18 protein-coding genes and 1 pseudogene are annotated in these 23,091 nt (G+C 61.5%); 5 read left to right on the plus strand and 14 right to left on the minus strand.

Annotated features, from left to right (window positions below; genetic code table 11):
* Positions 1-174: 174 nt before the first annotated feature.
* Entirely contained in the window at positions 175-4,623 is a 4,449-nt protein-coding gene (locus Q0288_RS12975; protein ID WP_299431083.1) for an MG2 domain-containing protein, read from the minus strand.
* A 22-nt stretch (positions 4,624-4,645) separates the two neighbouring features.
* A complete protein-coding gene (locus tag Q0288_RS12980) occupies positions 4,646-5,413 on the minus strand; it encodes a DUF1175 family protein (protein WP_299431085.1) in 768 nt (255 codons plus the stop codon).
* 76 nt (positions 5,414-5,489) lie between these two features.
* Here Q0288_RS12980 and Q0288_RS12985 point away from each other — a divergent pair, with 76 nt between their 5' ends.
* Together Q0288_RS12985 and xylA are read left to right on the plus strand one after the other, a co-directional pair.
* Positions 5,490-6,101, plus strand: coding sequence for a lysoplasmalogenase (locus tag Q0288_RS12985; RefSeq protein ID WP_299431087.1), 612 nt, complete (start codon positions 5,490-5,492; stop codon positions 6,099-6,101).
* A gap of 160 nt (positions 6,102-6,261) precedes the next feature.
* Complete coding sequence (xylA, locus tag Q0288_RS12990) at positions 6,262-7,428, plus strand: xylose isomerase (protein ID WP_299431089.1); 1,167 nt, start codon at positions 6,262-6,264, stop codon at positions 7,426-7,428.
* A 96-nt stretch (positions 7,429-7,524) separates the two neighbouring features.
* Here xylA and Q0288_RS12995 read toward each other — a convergent pair whose 3' ends face one another.
* The 10 genes from Q0288_RS12995 to Q0288_RS13040 form a co-directional block, all read right to left on the minus strand.
* The gene (locus tag Q0288_RS12995; RefSeq protein WP_299431091.1) at positions 7,525-9,384 is read right to left on the minus strand and encodes a glycoside hydrolase family 36 protein; all 1,860 of its coding nucleotides are present in this window, start codon (positions 9,382-9,384) and stop codon (positions 7,525-7,527) included.
* Positions 9,381-10,370: a Gfo/Idh/MocA family oxidoreductase gene (locus tag Q0288_RS13000; RefSeq protein WP_299431093.1), complete on the minus strand. Its 990-nt coding sequence runs from the start codon at positions 10,368-10,370 to the stop codon at positions 9,381-9,383. The genes Q0288_RS12995 and Q0288_RS13000 overlap by 4 nt, the downstream gene beginning before the upstream one ends.
* A complete protein-coding gene (locus Q0288_RS13005; protein ID WP_299431095.1) occupies positions 10,367-11,404 on the minus strand; it encodes a zinc-binding dehydrogenase in 1,038 nt (345 codons plus the stop codon). The genes Q0288_RS13000 and Q0288_RS13005 overlap by 4 nt, the downstream gene beginning before the upstream one ends.
* Before the next feature lie 10 nt (positions 11,405-11,414).
* The gene (locus Q0288_RS13010) at positions 11,415-13,085 is read right to left on the minus strand and encodes a sugar phosphorylase (RefSeq protein WP_299431097.1); all 1,671 of its coding nucleotides are present in this window, start codon (positions 13,083-13,085) and stop codon (positions 11,415-11,417) included.
* A 40-nt stretch (positions 13,086-13,125) separates the two neighbouring features.
* Positions 13,126-14,412 (minus strand): trehalase family glycosidase, encoded by a 1,287-nt coding sequence (locus tag Q0288_RS13015; protein ID WP_299431099.1) that lies wholly within the window; start codon positions 14,410-14,412, stop codon positions 13,126-13,128.
* A gap of 2 nt (positions 14,413-14,414) precedes the next feature.
* On the minus strand, positions 14,415-15,476 hold the full coding sequence (locus tag Q0288_RS13020; RefSeq protein ID WP_299431101.1) for an ABC transporter ATP-binding protein: 1,062 nt from the start codon (positions 15,474-15,476) through the stop codon (positions 14,415-14,417).
* Between the two features lie 159 nt (positions 15,477-15,635).
* On the minus strand, positions 15,636-16,436 hold the full coding sequence (locus tag Q0288_RS13025; protein WP_299431103.1) for a carbohydrate ABC transporter permease: 801 nt from the start codon (positions 16,434-16,436) through the stop codon (positions 15,636-15,638).
* The gene (locus Q0288_RS13030; RefSeq protein ID WP_299431105.1) at positions 16,433-17,284 is read right to left on the minus strand and encodes a carbohydrate ABC transporter permease; all 852 of its coding nucleotides are present in this window, start codon (positions 17,282-17,284) and stop codon (positions 16,433-16,435) included. The genes Q0288_RS13025 and Q0288_RS13030 overlap by 4 nt, the downstream gene beginning before the upstream one ends.
* Positions 17,285-17,467: 183 nt before the next feature.
* Positions 17,468-18,757: an ABC transporter substrate-binding protein gene (locus Q0288_RS13035; RefSeq protein WP_299431107.1), complete on the minus strand. Its 1,290-nt coding sequence runs from the start codon at positions 18,755-18,757 to the stop codon at positions 17,468-17,470.
* A 12-nt stretch (positions 18,758-18,769) separates the two neighbouring features.
* Positions 18,770-19,816 (minus strand): LacI family DNA-binding transcriptional regulator, encoded by a 1,047-nt coding sequence (locus Q0288_RS13040; protein WP_299431110.1) that lies wholly within the window; start codon positions 19,814-19,816, stop codon positions 18,770-18,772.
* Between the two features lie 222 nt (positions 19,817-20,038).
* On the opposite strand from Q0288_RS13040, the gene Q0288_RS13045 reads away from it, so the two are divergent.
* The 3 genes from Q0288_RS13045 to Q0288_RS13055 are packed head-to-tail and all read left to right on the plus strand — an operon-like array spanning position 20,039 to position 22,132.
* On the plus strand, positions 20,039-21,064 hold the full coding sequence (locus tag Q0288_RS13045; RefSeq protein ID WP_299431112.1) for an aldo/keto reductase: 1,026 nt from the start codon (positions 20,039-20,041) through the stop codon (positions 21,062-21,064).
* A 2-nt stretch (positions 21,065-21,066) separates the two neighbouring features.
* A complete protein-coding gene (locus Q0288_RS13050; protein WP_299431114.1) occupies positions 21,067-21,378 on the plus strand; it encodes a hypothetical protein in 312 nt (103 codons plus the stop codon).
* Positions 21,379-21,433: 55 nt separating this feature from the next.
* Positions 21,434-22,132, plus strand: coding sequence for a DUF5995 family protein (locus tag Q0288_RS13055; RefSeq protein WP_299431116.1), 699 nt, complete (start codon positions 21,434-21,436; stop codon positions 22,130-22,132).
* Between the two features lie 233 nt (positions 22,133-22,365).
* On the opposite strand, the gene Q0288_RS13060 is transcribed toward Q0288_RS13055, so the two are convergent.
* A complete protein-coding gene (locus tag Q0288_RS13060; protein ID WP_299431118.1) occupies positions 22,366-22,641 on the minus strand; it encodes a metal-sensitive transcriptional regulator in 276 nt (91 codons plus the stop codon).
* Between the two features lie 86 nt (positions 22,642-22,727).
* Positions 22,728-23,091: pseudogene (locus Q0288_RS13065) on the minus strand (DNA polymerase III subunit gamma/tau); the annotation flags it as partial.

The following is a 23,091-nucleotide window of genomic DNA, read 5'->3' on the forward strand; positions in this document are numbered from 1 at the left end:
CGGCGCACGGGTGGTCTGCCAGCTCTGGGCAAGGGCAGTGGTTAGGAAGGCCAGCAGAACTATGGCGAGTAGGGCAGGGCAGCAGGGTTTGGGAGAGAAAGGCCGACCGGCTTCTGAAGTTGCCCCCCTGCCCCCTAGCCCGAAGGGCGATGCACCCCTGCCCCCCCTCACGCCTTACTCCGTCACCCGCACCGTCCGCACCGTTCCGACCCCGCGCACTTCCGGCTCATACATCATCCAGGCCAGGGTGGGCAGCGCGGTGAAGTTACCCGGGGTCTCGGCCCGCAGCACGTAGGTGAAGGTTACGGGGCCACTCAGGTAGCTGAAAAAGAACTCTACCTGCCGATCCCGGATTTCGCGCCCGTCGAACCAGTAGTTCCAGCCGTAGTAGTCGTCACCGAACCGGGAGCGCACTCCAGCAATGCGGAACGAGTCGTCGTTCTCCACCACACTCAGGCCAGCCGGAGTGGGTTCCTCCACCACCACATACCGCATAGCGCCCTGCTCGGGGCGCAGGGTGAGGGTCACGACCACCAACTCCCCCATTTTCAGTGAGCCAGTGAGGGGGCTACGGTCGTAGACAAAACGCTCGGCCCTGGCATCGTAGCGGGGTGTGAGCTTCTCGTAGGTGCGGGCCACCCGCAGGCCGCTGGACTCCGGGCGCAGATACTCCCGCTCCTCGAAATAGCCTACGCTGCCGCCGGCATACACCCGATGGTTGCTGGTGAACTGCACTACGTTCTCGCCTGGCTTCAAACCCTCCAGGGCCAGCTCGCCACCCCAGGCCGGAACCCGCAGGGTCTGCTCCTGCCCATTTACCCTGACCTGCACTTCCTGTTCGCCGGGTTGCTCGCCAGTAGCCCCGGCCAGGGCCAGCGCCGCTACCACCACTGCGGCGGTGTCCTTGGTGGAAGTCCAGCGCGCCCCTCTGCGTTCCTGCATCAGCCAGTTCACGATTTTGGGAATGACCGGGTGGGCTGGGTGCAGCCGGGCCAGGGCTTCCAGACCCCGCGCGGTGGCTTCAATGCGGTCGTCGTTCCAGGCCCAGCGGGGAGCCCGCACCTCCCAGTAGGCGCTGCGCTCGCGCTCGGTCAGCTTCTGTAGCAGGCCATCCAGCGCCCGCTCGGCCTGTGCCCGATCCCCGTTTTGCTGGAAGGCCAGCACAATCAAGGCATGACCGTAGGGGGTGAGGTCGGGCCGGGTCAGGTAGTCTTGCAGGTAGCCAAAATTCAGAGGTTGAGATGGTTGGAGAGCGGTGCGGTTCAGCAGGGGAGGGCCTGCATGCAGTACGCCGGGCTGCCAGCCCTGGGGCACGTATTTTGGCCCGGCCAGGGCAAAGGCATAGGCGGCGTAGGCCACCGCATCGGCGGCATAGGTGTTGGCGTCGGGCCGGTTCAGGGTCTTGAGCAGATACGCCACACCCCGTTTGAGTACGTCCTCGCGCACGGTGTAACCCGCCTCCTGGGCCTGCAACAGTCCGGTCAATACATACGAGGAGATGTAGACCGAAGAGGCGTCGTTTTGCCAGAAGCCCCAGCCGCCGTCCTCGAGCTGGAAGTCGTAGAGGCGGCGCAGCCCTACAGCCACAAAATCGTCGAGGTTGGCCGAAAGGTTCTCGGGCAACCGGACAAAGCCACCGGCTTGCCTGGCCAGCACACTGGGCAGGAAGCGGCTCATGGTCTGCTCGGAACAGCCATAGGGATAGCCTGCCAGATAACCCAGGGCGGGGGTGACGGCAGCGGCCAGCGAGGGGGTGAGGTAGAGCTTGCCTCGGGTCTGCGAGAGGTCGGTGTTTGGGGGTAGGTCAAACCGCCAAATATCGCCAGACTGTCCGGCCCAGCCCAGTTCTCCCTTCAAGCCCTTGGGCAGAATCGGCAGGCGGATCCGCAGGGCATCCGAAGCGGCGGGTGTGAGGGCCGAGGCCTCCAGAGTGGCGGTGCCGCTCTGGTCGGCCCGCACCCGGTAACGGGTCGAGGTACGGCCCCCTGCCGGGAACTGGGCCAGGGTGGTGGGCGGCGCGAGCAGGTTGAGGCCGGTGGGCTCGAGCCTCAGTTGACCCTGCCGGTTTTCGCCCAGGTTGTTCTGCCCGATTACCCGCAGGACTGCCTCGTCGCCCCGAATCAGGAAGCGCGGGGTGCTAAGGCGGGCAATCACCGGCAGGGTGGTGGTGACGGTCTGGGTAGCCTGCCCCACGGTATCCGAGAGCGAGATGGCCCTGGCCGTCAGGCGCCACTGGGTCAGGTTGTCGGGGAAGGCGGCCTCTACGCTGGTCTCGCCCAACTCGTTGGTCTCGACCGTAGGGAGCCAGAGGAGGGTATCGCGGAAATCCTGGCGCACCTGAGGGTCGGCCAGCTTGGATTCTTTGGCCTGCCCAAAGACGGCTTTGTCCAGGGGCGCCCGGGCCGCTATGCTGGGTGCGGGTGCCACATTGCCGAAGTAGTAGCCTCCGGCGGTCTGGGTGCCCACCACGTTGCTCCGGAAGGCCCAGAAGAAGCCGCGAATGTCCGTGGCTTTCTCGGGGCGTACCAGATAGATGGCCTCGTCCACCAGTCCGAGCGTGACCTGGCTGCGCACTGGACGCCCATTCGCGTCGGTCACTTTCAGGCGATAGGTAGCGGTCTCGCCTGGTTTGTAGGTGGTTTTGTCGGAGGCCACGGCCACGTTCAGGAATTTCTCTACTGGCGGCAGCAAAAAGCCCGCCACGTCGGAGTAATATTCGCCGCCTCCCAGCACCGTAACCGACAGGTAGCCATTGGGGGCCATCTCGGACGTAAGTTTGAGGTCGTAGGTGAAGGTGGAACCCTGGAAGCGCACAATTTCTGGTTTGGAAATGGTCTGACCCTCCAGATTGACCAGCGCCCAGCCATCGGCGATCGGCGACTGCACCACGAACCGGGCGGTCTCGCCAGCCCTGTACTCGGGTTTGTCCACGGTAATCTTCAGGCTCTTGTAGTCCCAGAACCAGTACGAACCATCCGAGACCCAGACCCAGTCCTCGGCGCGGGTGGCCCGCCCGGCTCCATCGCGGGCCTGCACGACCAGGGCATAGGAGCCTTGTTGGGGTAGTCGCAGGCGGACGCTGGCCTGGCCTCTGGCGTCGGTGCGACCCTGCAGGCTGACCCCGCGCTCGCGCTGTTCGCCCCTGCCGCGCAGCCAGTACGAGCGCTGGGCTACCACCGTAAAGGGTACTGAGACCGGGTTGCCCTCCAGGTCCTGCGCCCGCACCGTAGCGGTGATGGCGTCGCTGGTCTGATAGGCGTAGCCCTCGGTGCGGATGTCCAGCACAATCCCGGAGCGATACGCGGTAATAAATTCACTGCTGCTGACTTCGCGCCCCGCTTCGTCGGTCACGCCGGCCTCGAGGGTCAGCCGGTAGTCCTGCGGGTCGGCCTTGAGCGGCGCTTCCACCACCAGCTCGCCTTTGTCGTTCAGCCGCCCCTCGCCGCGCTGGATGATCCTGCCCTCGTAGCTATCCTCAAACTCGTAGTTCTGGTAGAAGCCGTAGCTCGAGACATACGCAAAGCGATGGTAGGGTCGCTGGATAATTGAGTAATTCACTTTTCCGCCCGAGACCGGCCCGCCAAACAGGTACTCGCCCTTCACCACAAAACGGGCCCGCTCCCCCTGCACGGCTACTTTTTTCTCTGCCGTGACGCTGACGCGGTACTCGGGCTTAACAAACTCCTGCACTTCAAACTCGCCCGAATGAGCCTCGCCCTGTAAACGCGCCACGACCGTATAACCCCCCAGCCGGGCATCCAATCCGACACGAAACTGCCCCCCAAAGCTGCCGTAGGCATCGCTGGTGAGGCGGGCGGAGAAAACCTCGGAGTCGTCAAGGTCGCGCACCACCACCTCGACCGGTTGATGGGCTACCGGGCGCAGACCCAGTGCGGTGCGGGCGGTGCCCTTGAAAAACACCGTATGGCCGGGGCGATAGACCGGGCGATCGGTGACCAGATAGACCCGGTTTTTCTCCAGGTTCCAGCTTTCCCAGTAGGCGTTGCTAAAAGCCCAGGAAGTGCCTGAGCGGGCAGCCATAAAGAGGTTGTCGGTGTTGTGCAAATTGCTGCGAAACTGGGCCAGCCCGCCTTCGGCCCGTAGCTGCTGTACCACCCGCATGTCCTTGGACACAAAAATTTGGGCGGTTCGGGGCTGCCCGTTGCTCAGGCTGGCGGTATAGGCCAGTATTCTTTGCGGGTCGGACTTGACCACCAGCCCCAGGCTGGTCACCAGGATCAGCGTGGCCGAGGTCGGACGAGGGGTGCCAATCTGGGCCAGATACAGGCCTTCAGGCAAGCGCCCAAGGCTCACGTTGCCATAGGGGTTGTTGCGCAGCCGAAAAACCGGCACCGTACGCACTGGAGATAAATCCAGCTCTCGGGTGCGCTGAAATTCGCGCGGGCCACCGAGTTCAACCACCTTTTCGGGGTTGCGAATGCGCAGGATGCGGATCTGGCTGCTGCCACCCCCTGGCAGGTAGTACTCCAGCCGCACCTGCTGGGCGGGGCTGTAAGTTCCGCCACCGTACAACTGGGGTTCCTGGCGCTGGGCCGAGCCCGGTATCAACCCAATCAAGAAAAGTCCCAGTAAACCAGTCCCTGTTCTCCAAAAACGCTTCATATACATAGCCTCCCGACAGTATTCAAGGAGCACGCAGGCTCTGGTTGCTAACGATTTTCCAGCGATAGAATCCCAAAAAATAGGGGTTATCGGGCCGGGGATGCCAGTATTTCTGGGGGTGTTTATTCAGGGTTTGCAGGGTTACCAACCGCACCTCGCCGCCTTCCTGGGGCGCATAGCCGGTGTGGTAGACCACCCGCCCACTGCCCAGATACACCATGCTGTGATAGGCCGAACCCCGGGCCAGCGGGTGAATAAAAAACAGCAGGTCGCCCCGCCGGGCCCGGTCTTCGGTGCGACCCAGGAATTCGCTCGAGTACCGCATCAGATACATCGCGCTGGTGCGCCCTACCAGGCGGCCCTCCTGCACGTCGTCGGGCCGATAGGCCCCTGGGGCCACCCGGAAGACCGAACGACCGATCCGGGGTAGGGGGTAGGCGCTCTGTGGCGGAGTGTTGATTGCCGGCAGATAGGCGAACTGTTTGAACCAGGCCTGGGTCTTGGGTTTGAGGGCTTGCACAAAAGCGAACCGCAGTAGCCCGGCGCAGTCCTGGTCTGCGGGCTTCCAGGTGGACGAGAGGGCGGTGAACTGGGCCTCGGCAACGGCGGCAAACCAGTGCAAAAAAGCCTCGCGCTGGGCTGCGCTATGGAACTCGGCTATATCTGGATAGCCGTCCAGGTCATGGTCAATCCAGTTTCTGGGTTCCTGGGCCAGGGCCGCATGTACGCTGCCCAGAATCAAAAAACCCAGGACTCCCCCTACCAGCAAACCTCTTACCCAGGGTTTCATGCTCAAGTCCGATTGTAGCGCGAGCTAAGGTACACTAGGGTCGTCTAAAGGCTGGCTCAAGGCTGTGTGGAACGCCATGAACGATTGGAACGGGTGGGTGCTCGGACTGGGTGGTCTCAGCCTGCTGGGGTTGTTGTGGGCCGAGGGGCAGAGCCGGCGGGGGGCTCGAGCGGTGTTCAAGACGCTCTGCTCGCTGGGGTTCTTGCTCTTCGCGCTCGGTCTGGGCCTGGATAGCTTATTTGCACAGCTCATCTTTGCTGGGCTGCTGCTATCGGCGCTGGGCGATGTGTTGCTGCTGTTCAGCTCAAGCCGGGCCTTTCTGGCCGGGTTGGTGGCCTTTTTGCTGGCCCACCTGGCTTATCTGGGGGCCTTTGTCCAGATGGGTGCGCCGACCCTGTGGGGTTTGCTGCTGGTGCTGGGGGCAGGGTATTTCTGGTTTCGCTGGCTGTGGCCCCATCTGGGGAACTGGAAAGCCCCGGTGCTGGCCTACGGGGTGGTGATCAGCCTGATGCTCTGGGCTGGTCTGGGGGTGCAGCGCAGTGAAATCTGGCTGGGAGCAGTGTTGTTTTACCTCTCCGACCTGTTTGTGGCCCGCCAGCGCTTTGTGGTGCAGGCTCCGCTGAACCCGCGGTTGGGCCTGCCGCTTTACTACGCAGCCCAGTATCTACTGGCCTGGGCAGTGCGGTGAAACCAGCATCTCAACGCTCAACCCTCGACCCGACGTGCGACCGGTGACCTGCGACATTCCTTACGGGTGTACGTCCATCAAAAATCCACTTGGCTTTGGAAAGTACAAAGCCCCGGCCCGTATGGGATATTCTGAGTGCCGAAAAACTCTGGAGAACCGTATGAGCGCATACACCCCCCAACTCGAGCACAAGTTCACCTTCGGCCTGTGGACGGTGGGCAACATCGGGCGCGACCCCTTTGGCAACCCCACCCGCAGAACCCTCAGCCCCGAGTACATCGTGCACAAACTGGCCGAACTGGGGGCGTATGGGGTCAACCTGCATGATAACGACCTGATTCCCCTTGATGCTACCAGGGCCCAGCGCGACAAAATCCTGAAGAGCTTTAAGAAGGCCCTGCGAGACTCGAGCCTGGTGGTGCCCATGGCGACTACCAACCTTTTCGCCGATCCGGTGTTCAAGGATGGAGCCTTCACCAACGCCAACGCCAAAATTCGGGCCTATGCCATCCACAAGACCCTGCACGCGATGGATCTGGGTGCCGAGCTAGGCGCCAGAACCTATGTGTTCTGGGGTGGGCGCGAGGGGGCCGAGGTAGACGCCGGGATGAACACCCTGGATGCTCTGGCCTACTACCGTGAGGCCCTCAACTTCCTGGCCGAGTACAGCGAGTCCCAGGGTTATGGCTACCAGTTTGCTTTAGAGCCCAAACCCAACGAACCCAGGGGTGATATCTACCTGCCAGTGGTGGGGGCTGCGCTGGGCTTTATCGCCACCCTCGACAAGCCCCACCTGTTCGGCCTCAACCCCGAGGTAGCCCACGAGACCATGGCCGGACTCAACTTCGTCCATGCGGTGGCCCAGGCCATTGACGCGGGCAAACTCTTCCACATAGACCTTAACGACCAGAAGATGGGCCGCTTCGACCAGGACTTGCGCTTTGGGGCCGAGAACCTCAAACTGGCTTTCCTGCTGGTCAAGCTCCTGGAAGACAGCCAGTACGACGGGCCCCGCCACTTCGATGCCCACGCCCTGCGTACCGAGGACGAGGCCGGGGTCTGGGAGTTTGCCAGGGGCTGCATGCGCACCTACCTGATCCTCAAGGAGAAAGCCCGGCAGTTCAACCAGGATAAGGAGATCCAGGCCCTGATTAAAGCCTACAAGGTGCAAGACACCGAGCTTTCCAGGCTGACCAGGAAGTTTAGCCAGAAAAATGCCAAAACCCTTAAGGCCAGGAAGTTTAAGCGGATAGCCCTGGCCGAGCGCGGGCCGGGGTTGGAGCGGCTCGACCAGCTTACCGTTGAGTTGTTGATGGGGGTGCGGTAAGGGCGGTTACCGTAGAAGGCGCACCCACTCATGCAGCCCGGAGGCGGTTTTCAAAACATGCCGTGTGTCCCGGCTGAATAGATAGCCCAGAGGTTTTTATGGAAGCTGTACCGGGGCTTGCTGGATCGGTTTTGCATCCAGAAACACCAGAGCCCCCTGGTGCGGAGCAAGCTTAAAAGCGATCTGCTCAGCCTTTGGCAGTTCCTCTTTCTGATTCCAATGGTAGCCATAGAGGGCTGCTGGCAAGCCAAGCTCATGCAGCATATAGGTGTGCTCCACCGACTGCTCGCTCAGGTTGAGGGCAAACACGGCGGCGGGGCTCTCCCCTCTGACCTGCACCAGCAGGCGCTCGTCGTTGCCCAGCAGGGGGTAGCGGCAGGAACCCTTGGCAGAACGCAGCAGCATCCGCCACAAAGTCAGGCGTTCGGTGGAAAGTTCATCCAGCGCGTCGCTGGTGAGCATGGCTCCACCCATCATCCCGGCAAATAACGCCAGGCTGGTCTGCTCTTCGTGGCTCAGGTGATGAAAATGCTGGCGCAAGAGCAGACAGTCGGGGTCGGCTTCCCAGAGCAGATGGTTGCCGAAGTTGCGCAGGGCTAGCCCATACAGGCGCTCGTAAGCATCGGGGAGCCAGTCGGCCCCCACGTCGCGCCCAGTGCGGATGCCGTCCACCAGACCTACCGAGGCCCACAGGGGCATCCCACAGCCCATCCAGAGGGCATCGCCGATCTCGGCACGGATCATCTGGGCCACCTGGTGCCAGACCTCGATTCTGCTCGAGCCAGGGGTGTGGTAAGCCACGCGATCCGGGCCGTATTCCGCCCCAAAAAACATGAAATCGGTCTTGAAATACTCACAACCCCAGAGGTGTCGCCAGGTATGAAAAACGCTGCGCAGGAATTCAAATGCCTCCGGATGGGTGGCATCGAGAATGTAGTATTCCTCGCTGCGCTTGTGCCAGCGAAACTCGCCATAAAAACGCATCTGCACCAGAGGCTGGCCAGTCTGGCGTTCGTGCAGCACCCAGTCGGGGTGCTGCTGGAAGAGCTTGCTGCGGTTGCCCACCACAAAAGGGGCAATCCACAATCCGGGAATGAAGCCTGCGGCACGAATCTCGTCCAGCAGAGGCTTGATGCCTCTGGGGAACTGGGGCTTGACCCGGAGCCAGTCGCCCATCTCGGGGGTGAAGCCATCATCAAGCTGGAAGACCCGCATCGGCAGGTCATCCCGCCTCGAGACCCTCTTCACGCCATGCAGGTGCTCCAGAATGTTTTCCTCGCTGATGGCGGCGTACAGACTGTACCAGGAACACCAGCCGGTGATGGACTGGGCGGGAATGCGTGGGGGCTGTGGGGCGGCTTTTGCGACCTGCCGCGCCCACTCGCGCAGGGCTTCCTCGACCCCGCCGTGCTCAAAAATCAGCAGGCTTTCCGATTCGATGGGCGATGATTCTTTGCGATCCCAAAGCGTTTGAAGGGTGAGGGACGCGCCTGCAAACCCGAAGGTGTGCTGGAAGCAATGGTGGCGGTCGAAACCCAGCACCACACTGCCAGCGGCGGAGCCGGGGAGAAGCTGGGTGTGGGCCTGGCCGGTCTGGTCGGCTTCGCCCAGGGTCACATACTCGGCCCCGTCCCAACTGTGGTAGCCCTGGCGCAGATACTTTTGGGCGCCCTCAACCTGTTCAAAGCGCAGCCCGAAAGAGTCCAGCGCGAAATCGTTGGCAAGGCTATCCAGCCCAAATCGAAGCCTCCAGATAGGGCCTTCGTGCCCAGCCTTCACCCAGAAGGTGCCCAGCGCGGTGTGATAGCTTACCCACCAGTTGTCTGGGCCGTTTTGTTCCACGGTGGCACGGTTGATCTCAACTAAACTCCCATTCACCACCGGTCGGGCCCGCAGTAGCCGGATCGAGCTTCCCAGCAGGCTCAGGGTCTGGTCGGGGTTGAGCGTAAGCTTCACGACAACCTGACCTCGGCGCCGCGTTCGGCAGACTCGCGGGCTGCCAGAACCAGTTCCAGCGACCTCGCGCCTTCGCGCAGGGGGGTGCGGGTGGGGCCATCGGTGCGGATGGCCTGGATGAGGTCTTGCATCTGGGCCAGGTAGAAGTCGCGACTGGACTGGATGGTATGGGTGGTGAGTTCCAGCCCAGCAGTGAAGAAGAGCTGGGCCTGGTTGGTATCGCCGAATTCGGCGGTCAGGTTCTGGGCGACCAGTTTGAAATCTTTAATCCACTTGCCGGGAATGGCCCCATTGCTGGCGTAGACCACCCCGAGGCCGCCATTGGGAAAGGTGGTGATGGTGGCACTTACATCCTCGGCGGTGTAGCCGGGGGTCTCTTGGTGGAAAAGATTGGCCTGCCTGGCATAGACCGTGAGAGGCTCGCCCATCAGGTAGCGCATCAGATCGAACAGGTGAATGACCTGCTCGACCAACTGGCCCCCGGATTTTTCCTTGTCGCGCCACCAGGGGGCGTGCAGCGCGTTGCAGAAGTAGCGTGCACTAAAGAGGCCAATGGGGCCGGTGTCCAGGGTACGCAGGTATTCGAGTGCCTCTCCAAAGCGATACATGAAGCCCACCTGGGTCTTGATGCCGGCTTTTTCGCTGGCCTCTACCATCTGCCAGGCCCTGTCCCGGCTGAGTGCGATGGGTTTCTCCATCAGCAAGTGAATGCCGTGCCGGGCGGCTTGTTCGACTTCGTCGGTGTGGCCGTAGGGCGGCAGGCAGATGATCAAAATATCCAGGTCGGTCTCCCCCAGCATGGTGGCGTGGTCGGTGAAGACCTGGGCCTGGCCTGCGCTGTACTGGGCGGATAATTCCTGGGCTTTCCAGGCGTTGCGGTCACAGCAGGCCACCCATTCAACCTCGCCGGGGAGTTGTTGCAGCACCTGTGCATGGCGCTTGGCGAAGCCGCCGCAGCCGAGGATGGCGGTTTTAAGGGGTTTCATGGGAACTCCAGAATCACCTGCACGGCCTCGCTGGCCTGTTGATCCAGCAGCTTGAAGGCCGCCTCGACTTCGGCAAACGGGAAGGCATGGGTGATGAGGGGAAGCAGTTGCAGCCGTCCTTGGGCTGCCAGTCGTACGATGGTTTGTTCCTGCCGCAGCCGATCCCAGCGGTGGGACAGGCGAGGGCCAATGCCCTGGGTCTGGGAGGAGACCAGCTCGATACGGTTGTGGTGGAACTCCTCTCCCAGCCGCAGACCCACCCCTTCCCCTTGCAAGAAGCCCGCCACCACCACCCTCGAGTTGTACGCGGTGGCCCGAATAGCCTCGTGCAGCGCAGCATACGAGCCGCTCAGCTCCAAACTGACATCGGCCCCACGCCCCTGGGTCAGGGCTTTAATGGTCTCGCCAGGGTTGGCCCGATGAAAGTCCACGGTGTGTTCCGCACCGAGCTGGCGGGCCAGCTCGAGTCTTTTCGCAATTCCGTCCACTGCGATCACCGTTGCCCCACTCAGCCGGGCCAGTTGCAGGGCAATTAGCCCCAGTACACCCAGGCCGAAGACCGCCACGGTCTCGCCCAGGTGAGTCCCGGCATCGTGCACGGGGCCCAGCGCGATGGCCCCGATGCGGGCAAACACCCCCAGGCGGGGGTCGGCTCCCTCGGGCATGACCCTGGGTGCGGCTATGGATTCTGCCAGAACCACATGGCTGCGGTGGCCCCAGGAGCCCCAAATCTTTTGTCCGATCTGAAGGTTCGTGACCTCCGGGCCAACCTCCACCACCTCGCCCATCTGTTCGTAGCCCACGCCCTTGAGCGGGTAGGCCAGCCCTGGCCGATCCGCTACAAACAGCCGCCGCAGGGAGTCGAAGCGCTGGTGCAAATAGGGGTTGCTGCCCCGGTACTGGGTCAGCTCGGTGCCCGCCGAAATGCCCGAGAACATGGTGCGAACGCGCACCTCGCTGGGTTTCAAGGGCAGGTCGGGGGTGTCCTCGAGGGTAACTTGTCGCGGCGCAGGAAAGACGATTTGTGTTCCCATGGAATCCTTCTCACACCAGCCACAACACCCCATAGGGCGGAAGACTGCCGGAAAAATATTTCCCGCTAATCAGGTCGCGCCCCACCCGGTTGATGGGCTGGGGTTGAGGGGTCACATTGATGTAGCAGCCCACCTGCCGATCCCGGTAGCCTCGGAGGATGCGCAACACCTCCCTGGACTCCATCACGAGCTGGGGTGCATTGGGATGAAAGGCCGGGTAAGAGGCCCGTACTTTGAGGAGGTGAGCATAACGCGCTAGCACTTTGTGGGCGCGGGAACTTGGGCTCCCCAGCAGTCCTTCCAGCTCAGGCCCGGTGAACTTGTGCCGATTAAGGCGGCGGTTAATCCCGCTTTCTTGCAGGCCCGCATGGTCGGAGGGGGAACCCAAGATGCTGTGGATGTAGACGCCCGGCACCCCTTGCAGGCTCAGCAGAATAGCGTTGGCCGCCATAAAGCGGGCAACCTTGAGGTCTTCGCCCTCGTCGCCGTGGGGATGGCTCAGGGCGTCGAACAGCGTCAGGCACAGCTCATAGGGCACCGGGCCTTCCGGGGTGTCTTTGTAGTTGACCCGGCCGCCGTGGTCCAGGGCTTGCTGCACGATGGCGGCAATTTCTGCAGGTTCCAGAATGCCACTGGCGGGCACCACCCCCAGCCCATCGTGGGAGGCCAGGAAGTTGAAGAAGGTGGTCTGTTTGGTGGGGGGTTGCAGGCCCGCAGCCCAGGCAGCAATTTTGCGGGCATCGCCGGTGCGGAAGGTGTGCAGTACCAGAGGGGGCAGCGGGAACTGGTAGACCATCTGGGCCTCATCGCTCCCGTTGCCAAAATAAGCGATGTTGTCCTGATGGGGTACGTTGGTCTCGGTGATCAGAATGACCTGGGGGGCTACGGCATCCAGGGCCAGCCGCATCAGCTTGATGATGCGGTGGGCGCCTTCAAGGTGTATGCACGGGGTTCCGATCACCTTCCAGATGAAGCCCACTGCATCGAGGCGAATCAGTTGCGCCCCGTTTTGCACGTAGAACAAAAGGGCATCCAGCACTTCCAGCAGCACCTGGGGGTGGGCGAAATTGAGGTCAATCTGGTCGGTAGAGAAGGTGGTCCAGACCAGCTTCTCGCCACCGGGCGTCTGGAAGGGGGTGAGCACGGGCAGGGCCCGGGGCCGGAAGACCCCCTCGAGGTCGGTGCCCGGCTCCACCACGCTAAAATAGTTCTGGTACGGGGGCTCGTCGCGCAGGAAAGCCTGGAACCACGGCGACGAGGCCGAGACGTGGTTGCAGACCAGATCGGCCATCAGGCGGAAGTCCTGGGCGATGGCCTGGATGTGCTGCCAGCGGCCCCATTCCGGCTTGACCTGCTTGAAGTCCACCACGCTAAAACCATCGTCTGAGGTATAGGGATAGAAGGGCAGAATATGCACCCCGGAGAACACCCCTTGCAGGTGCTGGCGCAGAAAGCGGTGCAGGGTTTGCAGCGGGGCTTCACCGGCCTGGGTAATCTGATCGCCATAGGTAATGAGGATGGCGTCTTTTTCACTCCAGCCGGGCTGGGGTCTGGTGGGGGCGAGGTTTGGGTAGCGGGCCAGCAGGGCCTCGAGCTCCAGCCAGACTTCCATAGCCCGGCCCGGGTAGAGGAACTCGAGGTGCTCGCACATCTTTTGCTGTAGGTCGGCAGTAAGGGTCATGGTGATAGAGGAGGCAAGGGATCTGGCCCCAGGGCCTGTGTTAGCGCATTATGGCAGAAGTCTGACCCCAGGCCAGGTAGATGGCAGCCGACCAGGAGAACGCACCGCCGCCCAACCCCTGGCCGGTCAGGGGATGGAAGTACTCGCTAAAACCGGTGCCTTCGGCTAGCTCGAGGGTATCCTGACGGATGCGCCTGGCCATCTCGGCGTAGCCATACTCGCTGAAGCCCAGAGCGATTAGATAGTTGACCACCGCCCACACCGGGCCCCGCCAGTAGCGCTGCGGCTCAAACCGAGGGCTGCTGGGGTCGGTGCTGGGTATCAGGTAGCGCACCTGGCGGGCCCAGCCCTCGAGGGTGCCCAGCAAGCGCTTGGCCCTGGCCGGGCTGGCCGTTCCAGCGTACAGAGGCATAAACGAGGCCGAGACCCCCACCTGAATGGGAGCACCTTTGATGAGGTCGCGGTTGAAATACAGACCGGCTTCCTCGTCCCACAGGCTTTCGATACCGTGCTGGCTGGCCTCGAGCCACCCCGCGATCTCGGCCTCGTCCCCAAACCCAAACCGTTCGGAAAGCCAGAGCAGATCGCGGTTGGCCCGGTGCAGCACACCATCAATCAGCAGGCTGACCACCCGGAAAGGGCATTCTTGCAGCAGGCGAAGCTGATCGAAGCCAGCCCGTTTGTAGACCTCGAGCAGGGTCAGGAAGCGATCGTACTCGGCCTGGTGGGGGCGCTGGCTGGGGTCTACGTGGGAGGTATCGCGGCGGGTATAGGGGGGCAGACCGGGGTCTACCTCCACCCGCGCGAGGGCCTCGTCCCAGGCCGGGCTGTTGTCGGCCCCGCTTTCCCACGGATGAAACGAAGTGATTAAGCCGGTGTGGTGGGGGTCGCGCTCGCGCTTGAACCAGCGGTGGTAGGCCAGTATTTTGGGGTAAAGGCTTCGGGCCTTGGCCTCGGCCAGGGCCTGATCCTGGGCCTGCTCGAGCATCCAGCGCACAAAACTGGCCACCACCGGCGGCTGGGAGATGGCGGAAGTAGGTGGGGTGCGGGCCACCCCCCAGCGCTCGGGGCCGGGGAAGTAGGTGGGCTCGGGTTTGTGGAAGATGATGTGCGGCAGCATGCCACTGGGCCACTGCCCCTGAAAGAGCAATTCAAACTCCTGCCAGGCCCGCTTTTCGTCGAACCGCATCCAGCCCAGTGCGGTAAAACCTGCATCCCATAGCCACTGAAATGGATAGAGACCGGCTGTTGGAATGGTGAAGCCCCCCCGGTCGTTGGCTTGCAGGATGCGGCGGGCTTCTTGTGCGAGGGATTCCTGGATCTGCATACCTACCTCATAGGGATGGCCTGACCGTTGCTGGGGTCAAGCCAGCGCAGGCGATCGGGCTGGGGTCTGAGCCAGAGGGTTTGCCCCGCTCTGACATCGAAGTCGGGTGGTACGGTGGCTTTGATGTGCTGTTTCCCAAAGCTTAAGGTCAGCAGGAGATGGGGCCCCAGGGGTTCCACCACCAGCACCTCGGCGGGGAAGCTTTGCGGTTGCTGCTGGGTATGGGCTTCCAGGTCTTCGGGCCGCACCCCCAGCAAGACTTCCTGGCTGGATACGCCGGTGGGCAGATCCAGGGCCAGCGACTGAATTCTTGCCTGCCTGCCTTCGACCGGGAGCCTCAAGAAATTCATGGGTGGGCTGCCAATAAAGCCGCCTACAAAAGTATTGGCTGGCTCCTGATAGACCTTCATCGGTTCGTCGAATTGCACCAGGTATCCGGTGTTCATCACCGCGATACGGTCGGCCAGGCTCATCGCTTCCACCTGGTCGTGGGTTACGTACAGGGTAGTGGTTCGGCTCTCGATCAGAAGGCGCTTGAGTTCGGCCCGCATCTCCAGGCGCAACAGGGCATCCAGGTTGGACAGGGGTTCGTCCATCAGCAGCACCTCGGGTTCTACCGCCAGGGCCCGGGCTACTGCCACCCGTTGGCGCTGCCCGCCAGAAAGTTGGGCCGGATAGCGCTCGAGCAGGTTCTCGATGTGCATCAGGGTAGCGGCCCGTTCCACGCCGGCCCCCAGTTTTTCGGCGGAGACTTTCTGCATCCTCAGGCCAAAAGCGATATTCTCAAAAACCGTGAGGTGCGGAAAAACCGCATAGTTCTGGAACACCATGGCAATCTTGCGCGCACGCGGCGGGAGCTGGGTTACGTCCCGATCCCCAATCCAGACCCGCCCCCTTTCGGCATATTCGAGGCCCGCAATGATCCGCAGCAGGGTGGTCTTGCCACAGCCCGAGGGCCCCAGCAACACCACAAATTCCTGGTCACGCACTTCCAGCGAAACCCCACTCAAAGCCTTGAACTTACCAAAAGTCTTCTCGATGCTCTCAACGCGGATTCCAGCCATAAACCTCCTGAAGGGCCCAAAGCGGATTGCCTGATGCCAAAAGCTGGGGGAGTTTAAGCACAGTGGGTTTGCAAAACCGAGTACCGGGCGCCGTTCCTGCGTTCCCCTCAACCCCGCCGAACGCCAATTCCCAACGTCAAACTACCTCTCTGGGCTGTCTCACCGGTTAGCGATGCCCCACAAGGTAAACAGATAGCGCCGGATGATGAAGATGAAGATCAGGGCTGGCACGATCAGGAAGAAGCCACCAGCAAAGCGAAAAGGCAAGGGGGAGTCGTTGAGCGAGGTTAGCAAAAAAGCTGGCAGGGTGCGCTCGCGCAGGGTAAGCAGGGTGGCTGCAAACACCTCGTTCCACGAGATCACAAAAGCAAAAATAGCCGTGGCCGCAAGCCCCGGAATAGCCAACGGGAGTACCACCCGTAAAAAGGCCTGGATGCGGTTGCAGCCCAGGGTCCAGGCAGCTTCTTCCAGCTCTTTGGGGATGCCCAGAAACAGGCTGCTGGTCACCAGAACCGCAAAAGGCAGGGCCAGCGCGGTGTGTACCAGCGCAACCCCAAAGGGGGTATCGTAGATGCCCAGGTTGATGAACTGAACCGCCAGCGGGATGGCCAGAATCGCCAGGGGAAAGGCCCGTGTGAGCAGGATCAGCACCCGGTAAGAGTCCGCTCCGGCAAAACGGTAACGGGCCAGGGCGTAACCAGCGGGCGCACCCAGCAAAATTGAAAATGCCAGGGTCATGGCGGCCACGACCAGGCTATTACGGATAGCCTTCCAGACCCCCTCCACACCAAAGAAGAAGGTGATGGTCTCCAACGAAAACTGCTGGGGCAGGAACCCCTTGGGCCAGGCAAATACCGAGGCGCGATCACTGAAGGCCAGGGTGGTAATCAGGAAGATGGGAGTCAGCACCCACAAGACCAGCACGACTGCCAAAAGCAGATAAAGCAGACGCAGATTCATGCCACACCATCCTGCCTTGAGCGCAACAGCCGCAAATAGAGCAACGTGGCAACCACCGAGATACCCAGAATAATGACCGCGTACGCGGCGGCCACCCCCGGATTTTGATAGGTGTTGTACCAGAAATAGGCTTCGCCGGCCAGCACCGGCAGGTTGCGTCCACCCAGCACGACCACCACCGCAAACACCTCGAGGGCCAGAATGGTTCGCAGGATCAGGGCCACTTGCAGGCTGGGCATAAGCAGGGGCAGGGTGACTTTTCGGAAGCGTTGCCAGGGCGTGGCCCCAAACACCTCGGCGGCCTCGCTGTATTCTTTGGGAATAAGCTGTAATCCAGCAACCAGAATCACAAACACGATGGCGGTAGCCCGCCAGACTTCAGCGGCCACCACGGCCACGAAAATCATCATGGGGGTCTCGTAGCTAAGCCACAACTGCGGCTGCTGAATCACCCCAATGCCCTGCAAGAAGCTGTTGAGATAACCCCGCTCGGTAAAAATTGCCAGCCACACGATGCCTGCGGCCAGATCGGAAATTCCCAGCGGGATGGTCCAGACATACAAGAACAGATCACGGCCCTTGGAAATGCTTCCCAGCAACAGGGCCATCCCTAAGGCCATCACCACCTGTAAAGGAACAATCACCACGGTCAGCAGCAGGGTGTACTTGAGGGCATCCCTGAAGTAGAGGTCGGCGGCCATCCGTTGGAAATTCTCGAGTGTCCACCCCCCCCCGCTTCCCCGCACCGACAGCAGCAGGGCCTCTACCAGCGGCCAGGCGAACAGGAGCAACAAAAACAGCACGCTCGGCAAGATGAGCACGTAGGGGATATACCGTTCACTACGCATCTGACCCTTCCACTTTCCTCCCAAATGGGGTGAGTTTTCCTGGATGGAAAGAGGCCGGTGATCCAACCGCCGACCCCTTTCGCCAGGTTCAGTTGCACCGATGGCTATTGCGGTTTGCCAGCACACAACCCGTGTCGAGGTCCAACGTCAAAGGTCGGTGCCTTTAGCTTTCAGCCTTCCGCTTTAGTTCACCGGGCAGGGCCCGCTGCTAGCAGGGTCGGGCGACCAGCAAGGGGCTCTGGTTTCGTTCATGATGCGGCGCAGATTGCCGGCCTCGCTATCGAGCACCCGGCGAACATCTTCGTTGCGAAGGATGATCCGCGCAAAGGTATCCTGGAAGACCTTGTTGTACTCACCGCCCCTGGCACCCAGACCCACCGGCAGCAGGCTGGGCAGGGCCACGTTGCTCTGGGCCTGCCGCGCGATGGCATCGGCGCCCATGCGAATGCCCTGGGGCAGGTTCTCAGGCAACCGAACCTGGATGACCGGGAAGAAGCCGTTTTGTACCAGGGTGGCAATCTGCACGTCGGGTCGGGTCAGGTACTCGATGGCGGCTACCGCAGCGGCCCGGTTGGGGCTGCCTTTGGGGATGGCCAGGCCGGCCAGCACCGGCATGAAGCCACGGCCATACGGCCCGATGGGTGCAGGGAAAGCCACAAAGTCGTTGGGGCGCTGGTTAAGCGCATCGCGCAAACGGGCGATGTGATCCCAGGCGATCCAGACCTCACCGGACAGCAAGGGCTCTTGCATAAAATCGTAGCTGGTAGACTGGGGGTTCACGTGCTGCCAGAGGCTCCTGAACTCGAGCCACATGCTCTCGGCCTCGTCGCTTCTAAACCGGGTGACCGCGCTCTTGGTGTACGAGGGATACAAGTAACCCTGGGTGAAGCGGTGCATCAAGCCCCTGGGACCAGCAGGGAAACCCAGCATCCGCCGACCGGTGGCCCGCTGGATGCTGGCAGCCCACTCTCTGAGCTGCGAGTAGGTGAGGGTGTTAACGCTGGCTCCTGCCGGTAGATACTGCAAGGCCTGTCGGCTGGCCACCATGATGTAGGTGGCTTGCATCCAGGGGATGTAGAGCTGGTTGGCCGTGCCCATCCTGCCCAGGTTCACAAAGGTCTGGGAGAACCGGCGATCCCTGAGCTGGGCCAGCACATCGTCTACATTGTCCAGCGCACCCGCTGCGATCAGCGGAGGGAAGTCGCCGTGCAGGCCCCCGGCCAGGCCCACGTTCACCCGGCCTGCCCGGACCTCGGAGAGAATACGGTTGGTGAAGGGGGCGTTGTCCTCGGGGATGAACTCCACCCGCCCCTGGAAGTCTTTCAGGATCACCTGCCGCATCCGCTGGGCTTCCTCGATGGGGGTGAACTGGGTGGAGACAAACAGCAGCGATGCGGTCTGTTGCGCTAGCACCCCCGACAGCACCAGCAAGGTGCTCAAGAGACCCAACCACAACCACTTGCTCTTCTTCATGCCTTCCTCCTTTTACGTTTGCGGTGGGCCATCCGACCCCCGCAGAACCAACTCGGGAACCCAGACCTCCTGTAACCGTGAAACCGCCACCCCCCCCAGCCGCGCCAGCAACATCTCCACCAGCCGCTTACCGGTATCGCGAAAAGGCTGGTGTACGGTGGAGAGGGGTGGGTCGGTGTACTGTGCCTGGGGGATATCGTCGTAGCCAATAACCGAGACCTCCTGGCCCCCTTTGAGCCCTCGCTCCCGCAAAGCCCGCAGAACCCCCAGGGCCATCAGGTCGTTGGCGCACAAAATGGCGCTGGGAAACTCGGGCGGTTCCAGCAAAACCTGGGACAACTGGTAACCGCTTTTCTCACTGAGATCACCCTCCAGCAACCACTCGGGTCGGATGGGGATTCTGGCTTCACTCATGGCCTGCCGATAGCCTGCCAGGCGGTGAGCAGCGAAGTTGAGTTCGTGCGGAGCCCCAATAAAGGCGATATCGCGGTGGCCCAGATGGAGCAGATGCTGCGTGGCTATATAGAAGCCCTGTTGTCCGTCCACATCCAGATAGGGATAGGGGGTGGTGATGAGGTCGCAGCGCCCATGCGACACGAATGGAATGTTTTGCTCGAGCAGATAGGTGATGCGCTCGTCCTGGCGGCGGGTGCGGGCCACGACCAGGCCCTCCACCCGTCTGCCCTCCACCAGACGCCGGTAACAGGCCAGCTCTTCCGAGCCGGGCGGGCAGGTGGCCACCAGCAAATCCAGTCCGGCATCCGATAGCCCCTCGCCCAACCCGGCCAGCAGCTCCAGAAAAAACGAGTCGGCAAAACGCCCCGGCGGAGAGGGAATGACCAGGCCGATGGTCTCGGCGCGGCCCTTGCGCAGGCGCTTTCCATTCGGGTTGGGACGGTATCCCAGGCGGGTAGCAGTCTCGAGCACCCGCTCGCGGGTTTGGGGGCTGACCCGATCGGGGTTGTTGAGCACCCTCGAGACCGTCGCGATAGATACCTCAGCCTCCGCTGCCACGCGGCGGATATCAACTGCCAGGGAGGAGGGTTTGATGCCAGACATAGGAAAACTTGTTGTAGCAAGAGCTACTCCAGCACACGATGTAAACGTTTTCCATAAACTATCACCGCCGCACGATTTGCGCAAGCCCCCCGGCCTAAAGGCCGAGACAGGGAAGTGGGCCCTGCGATACAATCGCCTGGCAGGGGTGCGAAAAAACGGATGACCCAGTACGTTGAGGCATCGAGGCGATGCGTCCATTGCGGATGAGGGAGAGGGGAGAAGATGCGCTACAAACTTCTGGGGAGGAGTGGACTGCGGGTATCTGAACTGGCCCTGGGCACCATGACCTTTGGCGAGGACTGGGGCTGGGGGGCCAGCAAGGAAGAAAGCCAAAAAATATTCGAAGCTTACGCTGAGGCGGGCGGCAACTTTATTGACACTGCCTGCAACTACACCAACGGAACCAGCGAGAGGTTTGTAGGGGAGTTTGTGGCAGCCGACCGGGATCGCTTTGTGGTGGCGACCAAGTTTACCCTTTCGGAACGGCAGGCTGACCTGAACTTTGGCGGCAACCACCGCAAGAACCTGATGCGTACCCTGGAATCCAGCCTGCAAAAGCTGAATACCGACTACATTGACCTGCTCTGGCTGCATGTTTGGGACTTCACCGCCCCGGTGGAAGAAGTGATGCGGGCCCTGGACGATGCGGTGCGCAGTGGGCGGGTGCACTATGTAGGCATTTCCGACTCGCCCGCCTGGATAGTGGCCCAGGCCAACACCCTGGCCGATTTGCGCGGCTGGAGCCCCTTTGTGGCCTTGCAGGTGCCCTACAGCATTGCCTCGAGGGACATAGAGCGCGACCTGCTGCCGATGGCCCGTGCTTTTGGCCTGGCAGTCACGCCCTGGGCGGTCATGGGTGGCGGGGTGCTGAGCGGAAAGTACACTCGCGAACCCGACCAACCCACCCGGCAAAGACGAGAGAATATCGCTCCGGAGCGGCTGCAACTGGCCGAATCCGTTGCTTCCATCGCCCACGAATTGGGGCGAAGCCCAGCCCAGGTAGCGATCAACTGGGTGCGCCAGCAACAGCATCGCGCCCAGATTATTCCCATTCTGGGAGCCCGCACGGAGGCCCAGATCCGGGACAACCTGGACTGCCTCGAGTTCACCCTGGGTGAGGCCCATCTTGTACGGCTGGAAGAAGCCAGTCCCATCAAACTGGGTTTCCCCCACGAGTTCTTCGGTAGCGAAAACGTTCAGAGTCTAATCTTTGGAACCAGGCGGGATCTGCTCGACCGCCGGAGGTGACGATGGCCTACTACCTGGTGAGCGCCAGAGCCAAAAAAAGCAAGCTCGAGGAACTCAAAACCCGCCTTCTGTCCGGTGAAATCCGGGCCATGCGTCCCTTTGGTACCGCGCTGGATTCCTCATTGCGGGGGGCCAGGGTGCGGGAGGATGGGCTGCTGTTATGGGAGGAGCAAGACTACTGCGTACCTCCCCTGGCTATGGAGCGTACCGCTGTACTGGACGATTATTTCCATGAAATTGCAGTCGAGCCAGTGCAGAAAGGCCAGGGCTGGAAACGAATCGCCAAACTGCCGCATTTGTGGCCGTTGTCTTAGCGGGGGCATTTGCGCTTTACTTTTTGCTGCCCCCACCCCAAGATGAGAAAACCGGATGAATACCATGTCCTCCACACCCGTAGTCGAACGCATGCAAGACCACATTCGCCGGTGGGAGCAGACCGGTGACCGCCGCGCGGTGTTTCTGAGTTGTTATTCGATGATGACCCAGAATATGCTGGCAGCAATTGCCAGGGACGAGTTTCAAGACCCGGTGTGGGTGGATCACCTTCTGCACCACTTTGCCGACTACTACTTTGTGGCTCTAGAGGCCTACGAACAAAACCCGGCTACCGCTCCTGCGGTATGGCAGATTGCCCACGGCTGCTGTCGCAGCCCCCACCTGAAAGCCTTACAAAACCTGCTGTTGGGGGTTAATGCCCACATCAACTACGACCTGGTGCTGGCAGTGTGCGATGTGTTGCAAAACGAGTGGGAAGCCCTGAGCCCCCAGCAGCGCGAGATGCGCTATGCTGATCACTGCAAGGTGAACGTGATTATTGCTCAGACCGTGGATCGCGTGCAGGATCAGGTGATCGAACGCTACAACCCCGAAATGGATCTGGTGGACAGGCTGATGGGTTCGCTAGACGAGTGGCTGATTTCACGCCTCATTGCCAGTTGGCGTGATCAGGTCTGGCGAAACGCAATTGACCGGGTTATGGCCCCTCAGGCCGAACGCGGGCTGCTAACCCAGAAGGTCGAAAAGGCCTGCCTGGAGATTGCCGAATCCATCTTGCTCAAACGCCCATAAACCTCGCTGCAATTTCACCCGCAATTTCACCTGCTCCGGTGGCGAAAATTGCGCTCTACACTCTAGAGCTCGAGAAGAGTGCAGGCTTTTTTTTGGAGAACCGCTCTAAGCGCGCCCACCATAGCAATCTCGGTTATGGCGTATTTACGAGGTGCAATTTTGGGGTTGCTTCGGCCCGGCCTCTGTGCGTATCGCAAATTCCCGACCTGGAGATCCTTAGTCAAGCAGGGGTACTACCCTGCAAACTTACGCAGCATCGCGGCAATTTGGGCGGGTTTTTGACTGTTGCCCTTTGCGATATCGCTGGCGCAGATGGTCAGAAATTCCTGAAGAATCAGGGTAGAGGCCGACTCCATGGCTTTCTTGGTGGCGGTCATCTGGGTGAGTACCTCCTCGCAGGGGCGACCCTCCTCGACCATTTTTTGCAAACCCCGCACCTGCCCCTCGATACGGCGCAGGCGCTTGAGGATGCCATCCAGGGTTTCCCCACTGAGATCGGTGGTGTTCATAGGGCCATAGTCTATACCAGTATTTTCTGGGCGTGGGCAGTCCGGTGTTCTTCAGAGGAGGCCTCGAGACCCATCTTTCGGGAACGTCACTCCGACTCTCCCTCCGTTTCGGGGGAAGGCGCCTCGAGGGGGGCTTCGCGTGAGGCATCGGGATAGAATTTGCGCAGTCTTCCGCCAAATACCTTGACCAGTTGTTGAAAACGCGGGTCTTCCAGCAGGCTGGCCTCGAAGGCAGGCCTGGCCTCGGGTTCATCCGAGGCCAGATCGGGTGGGTTCGGGTCAAAAAGCGAGACTTCAGGGTTCCAGGGCTCCGGTTCGGGGGGCCCAGCAGCAGGGGGGTGTAACAGCGATAAATTGGGTTCTTCCCAGGGGGTGTCGGCAGGGGCAGGCTCGACAGGAGCAGCGCTGCTCGGTGAGAGAAGCGGCAGACTTTCCGGGGGCGGCGGCTGT

Origin of the sequence: uncultured Meiothermus sp. (assembly GCF_937863175.1) — a bacterium.
GTDB lineage: Bacteria > Deinococcota > Deinococci > Deinococcales > Thermaceae > Meiothermus.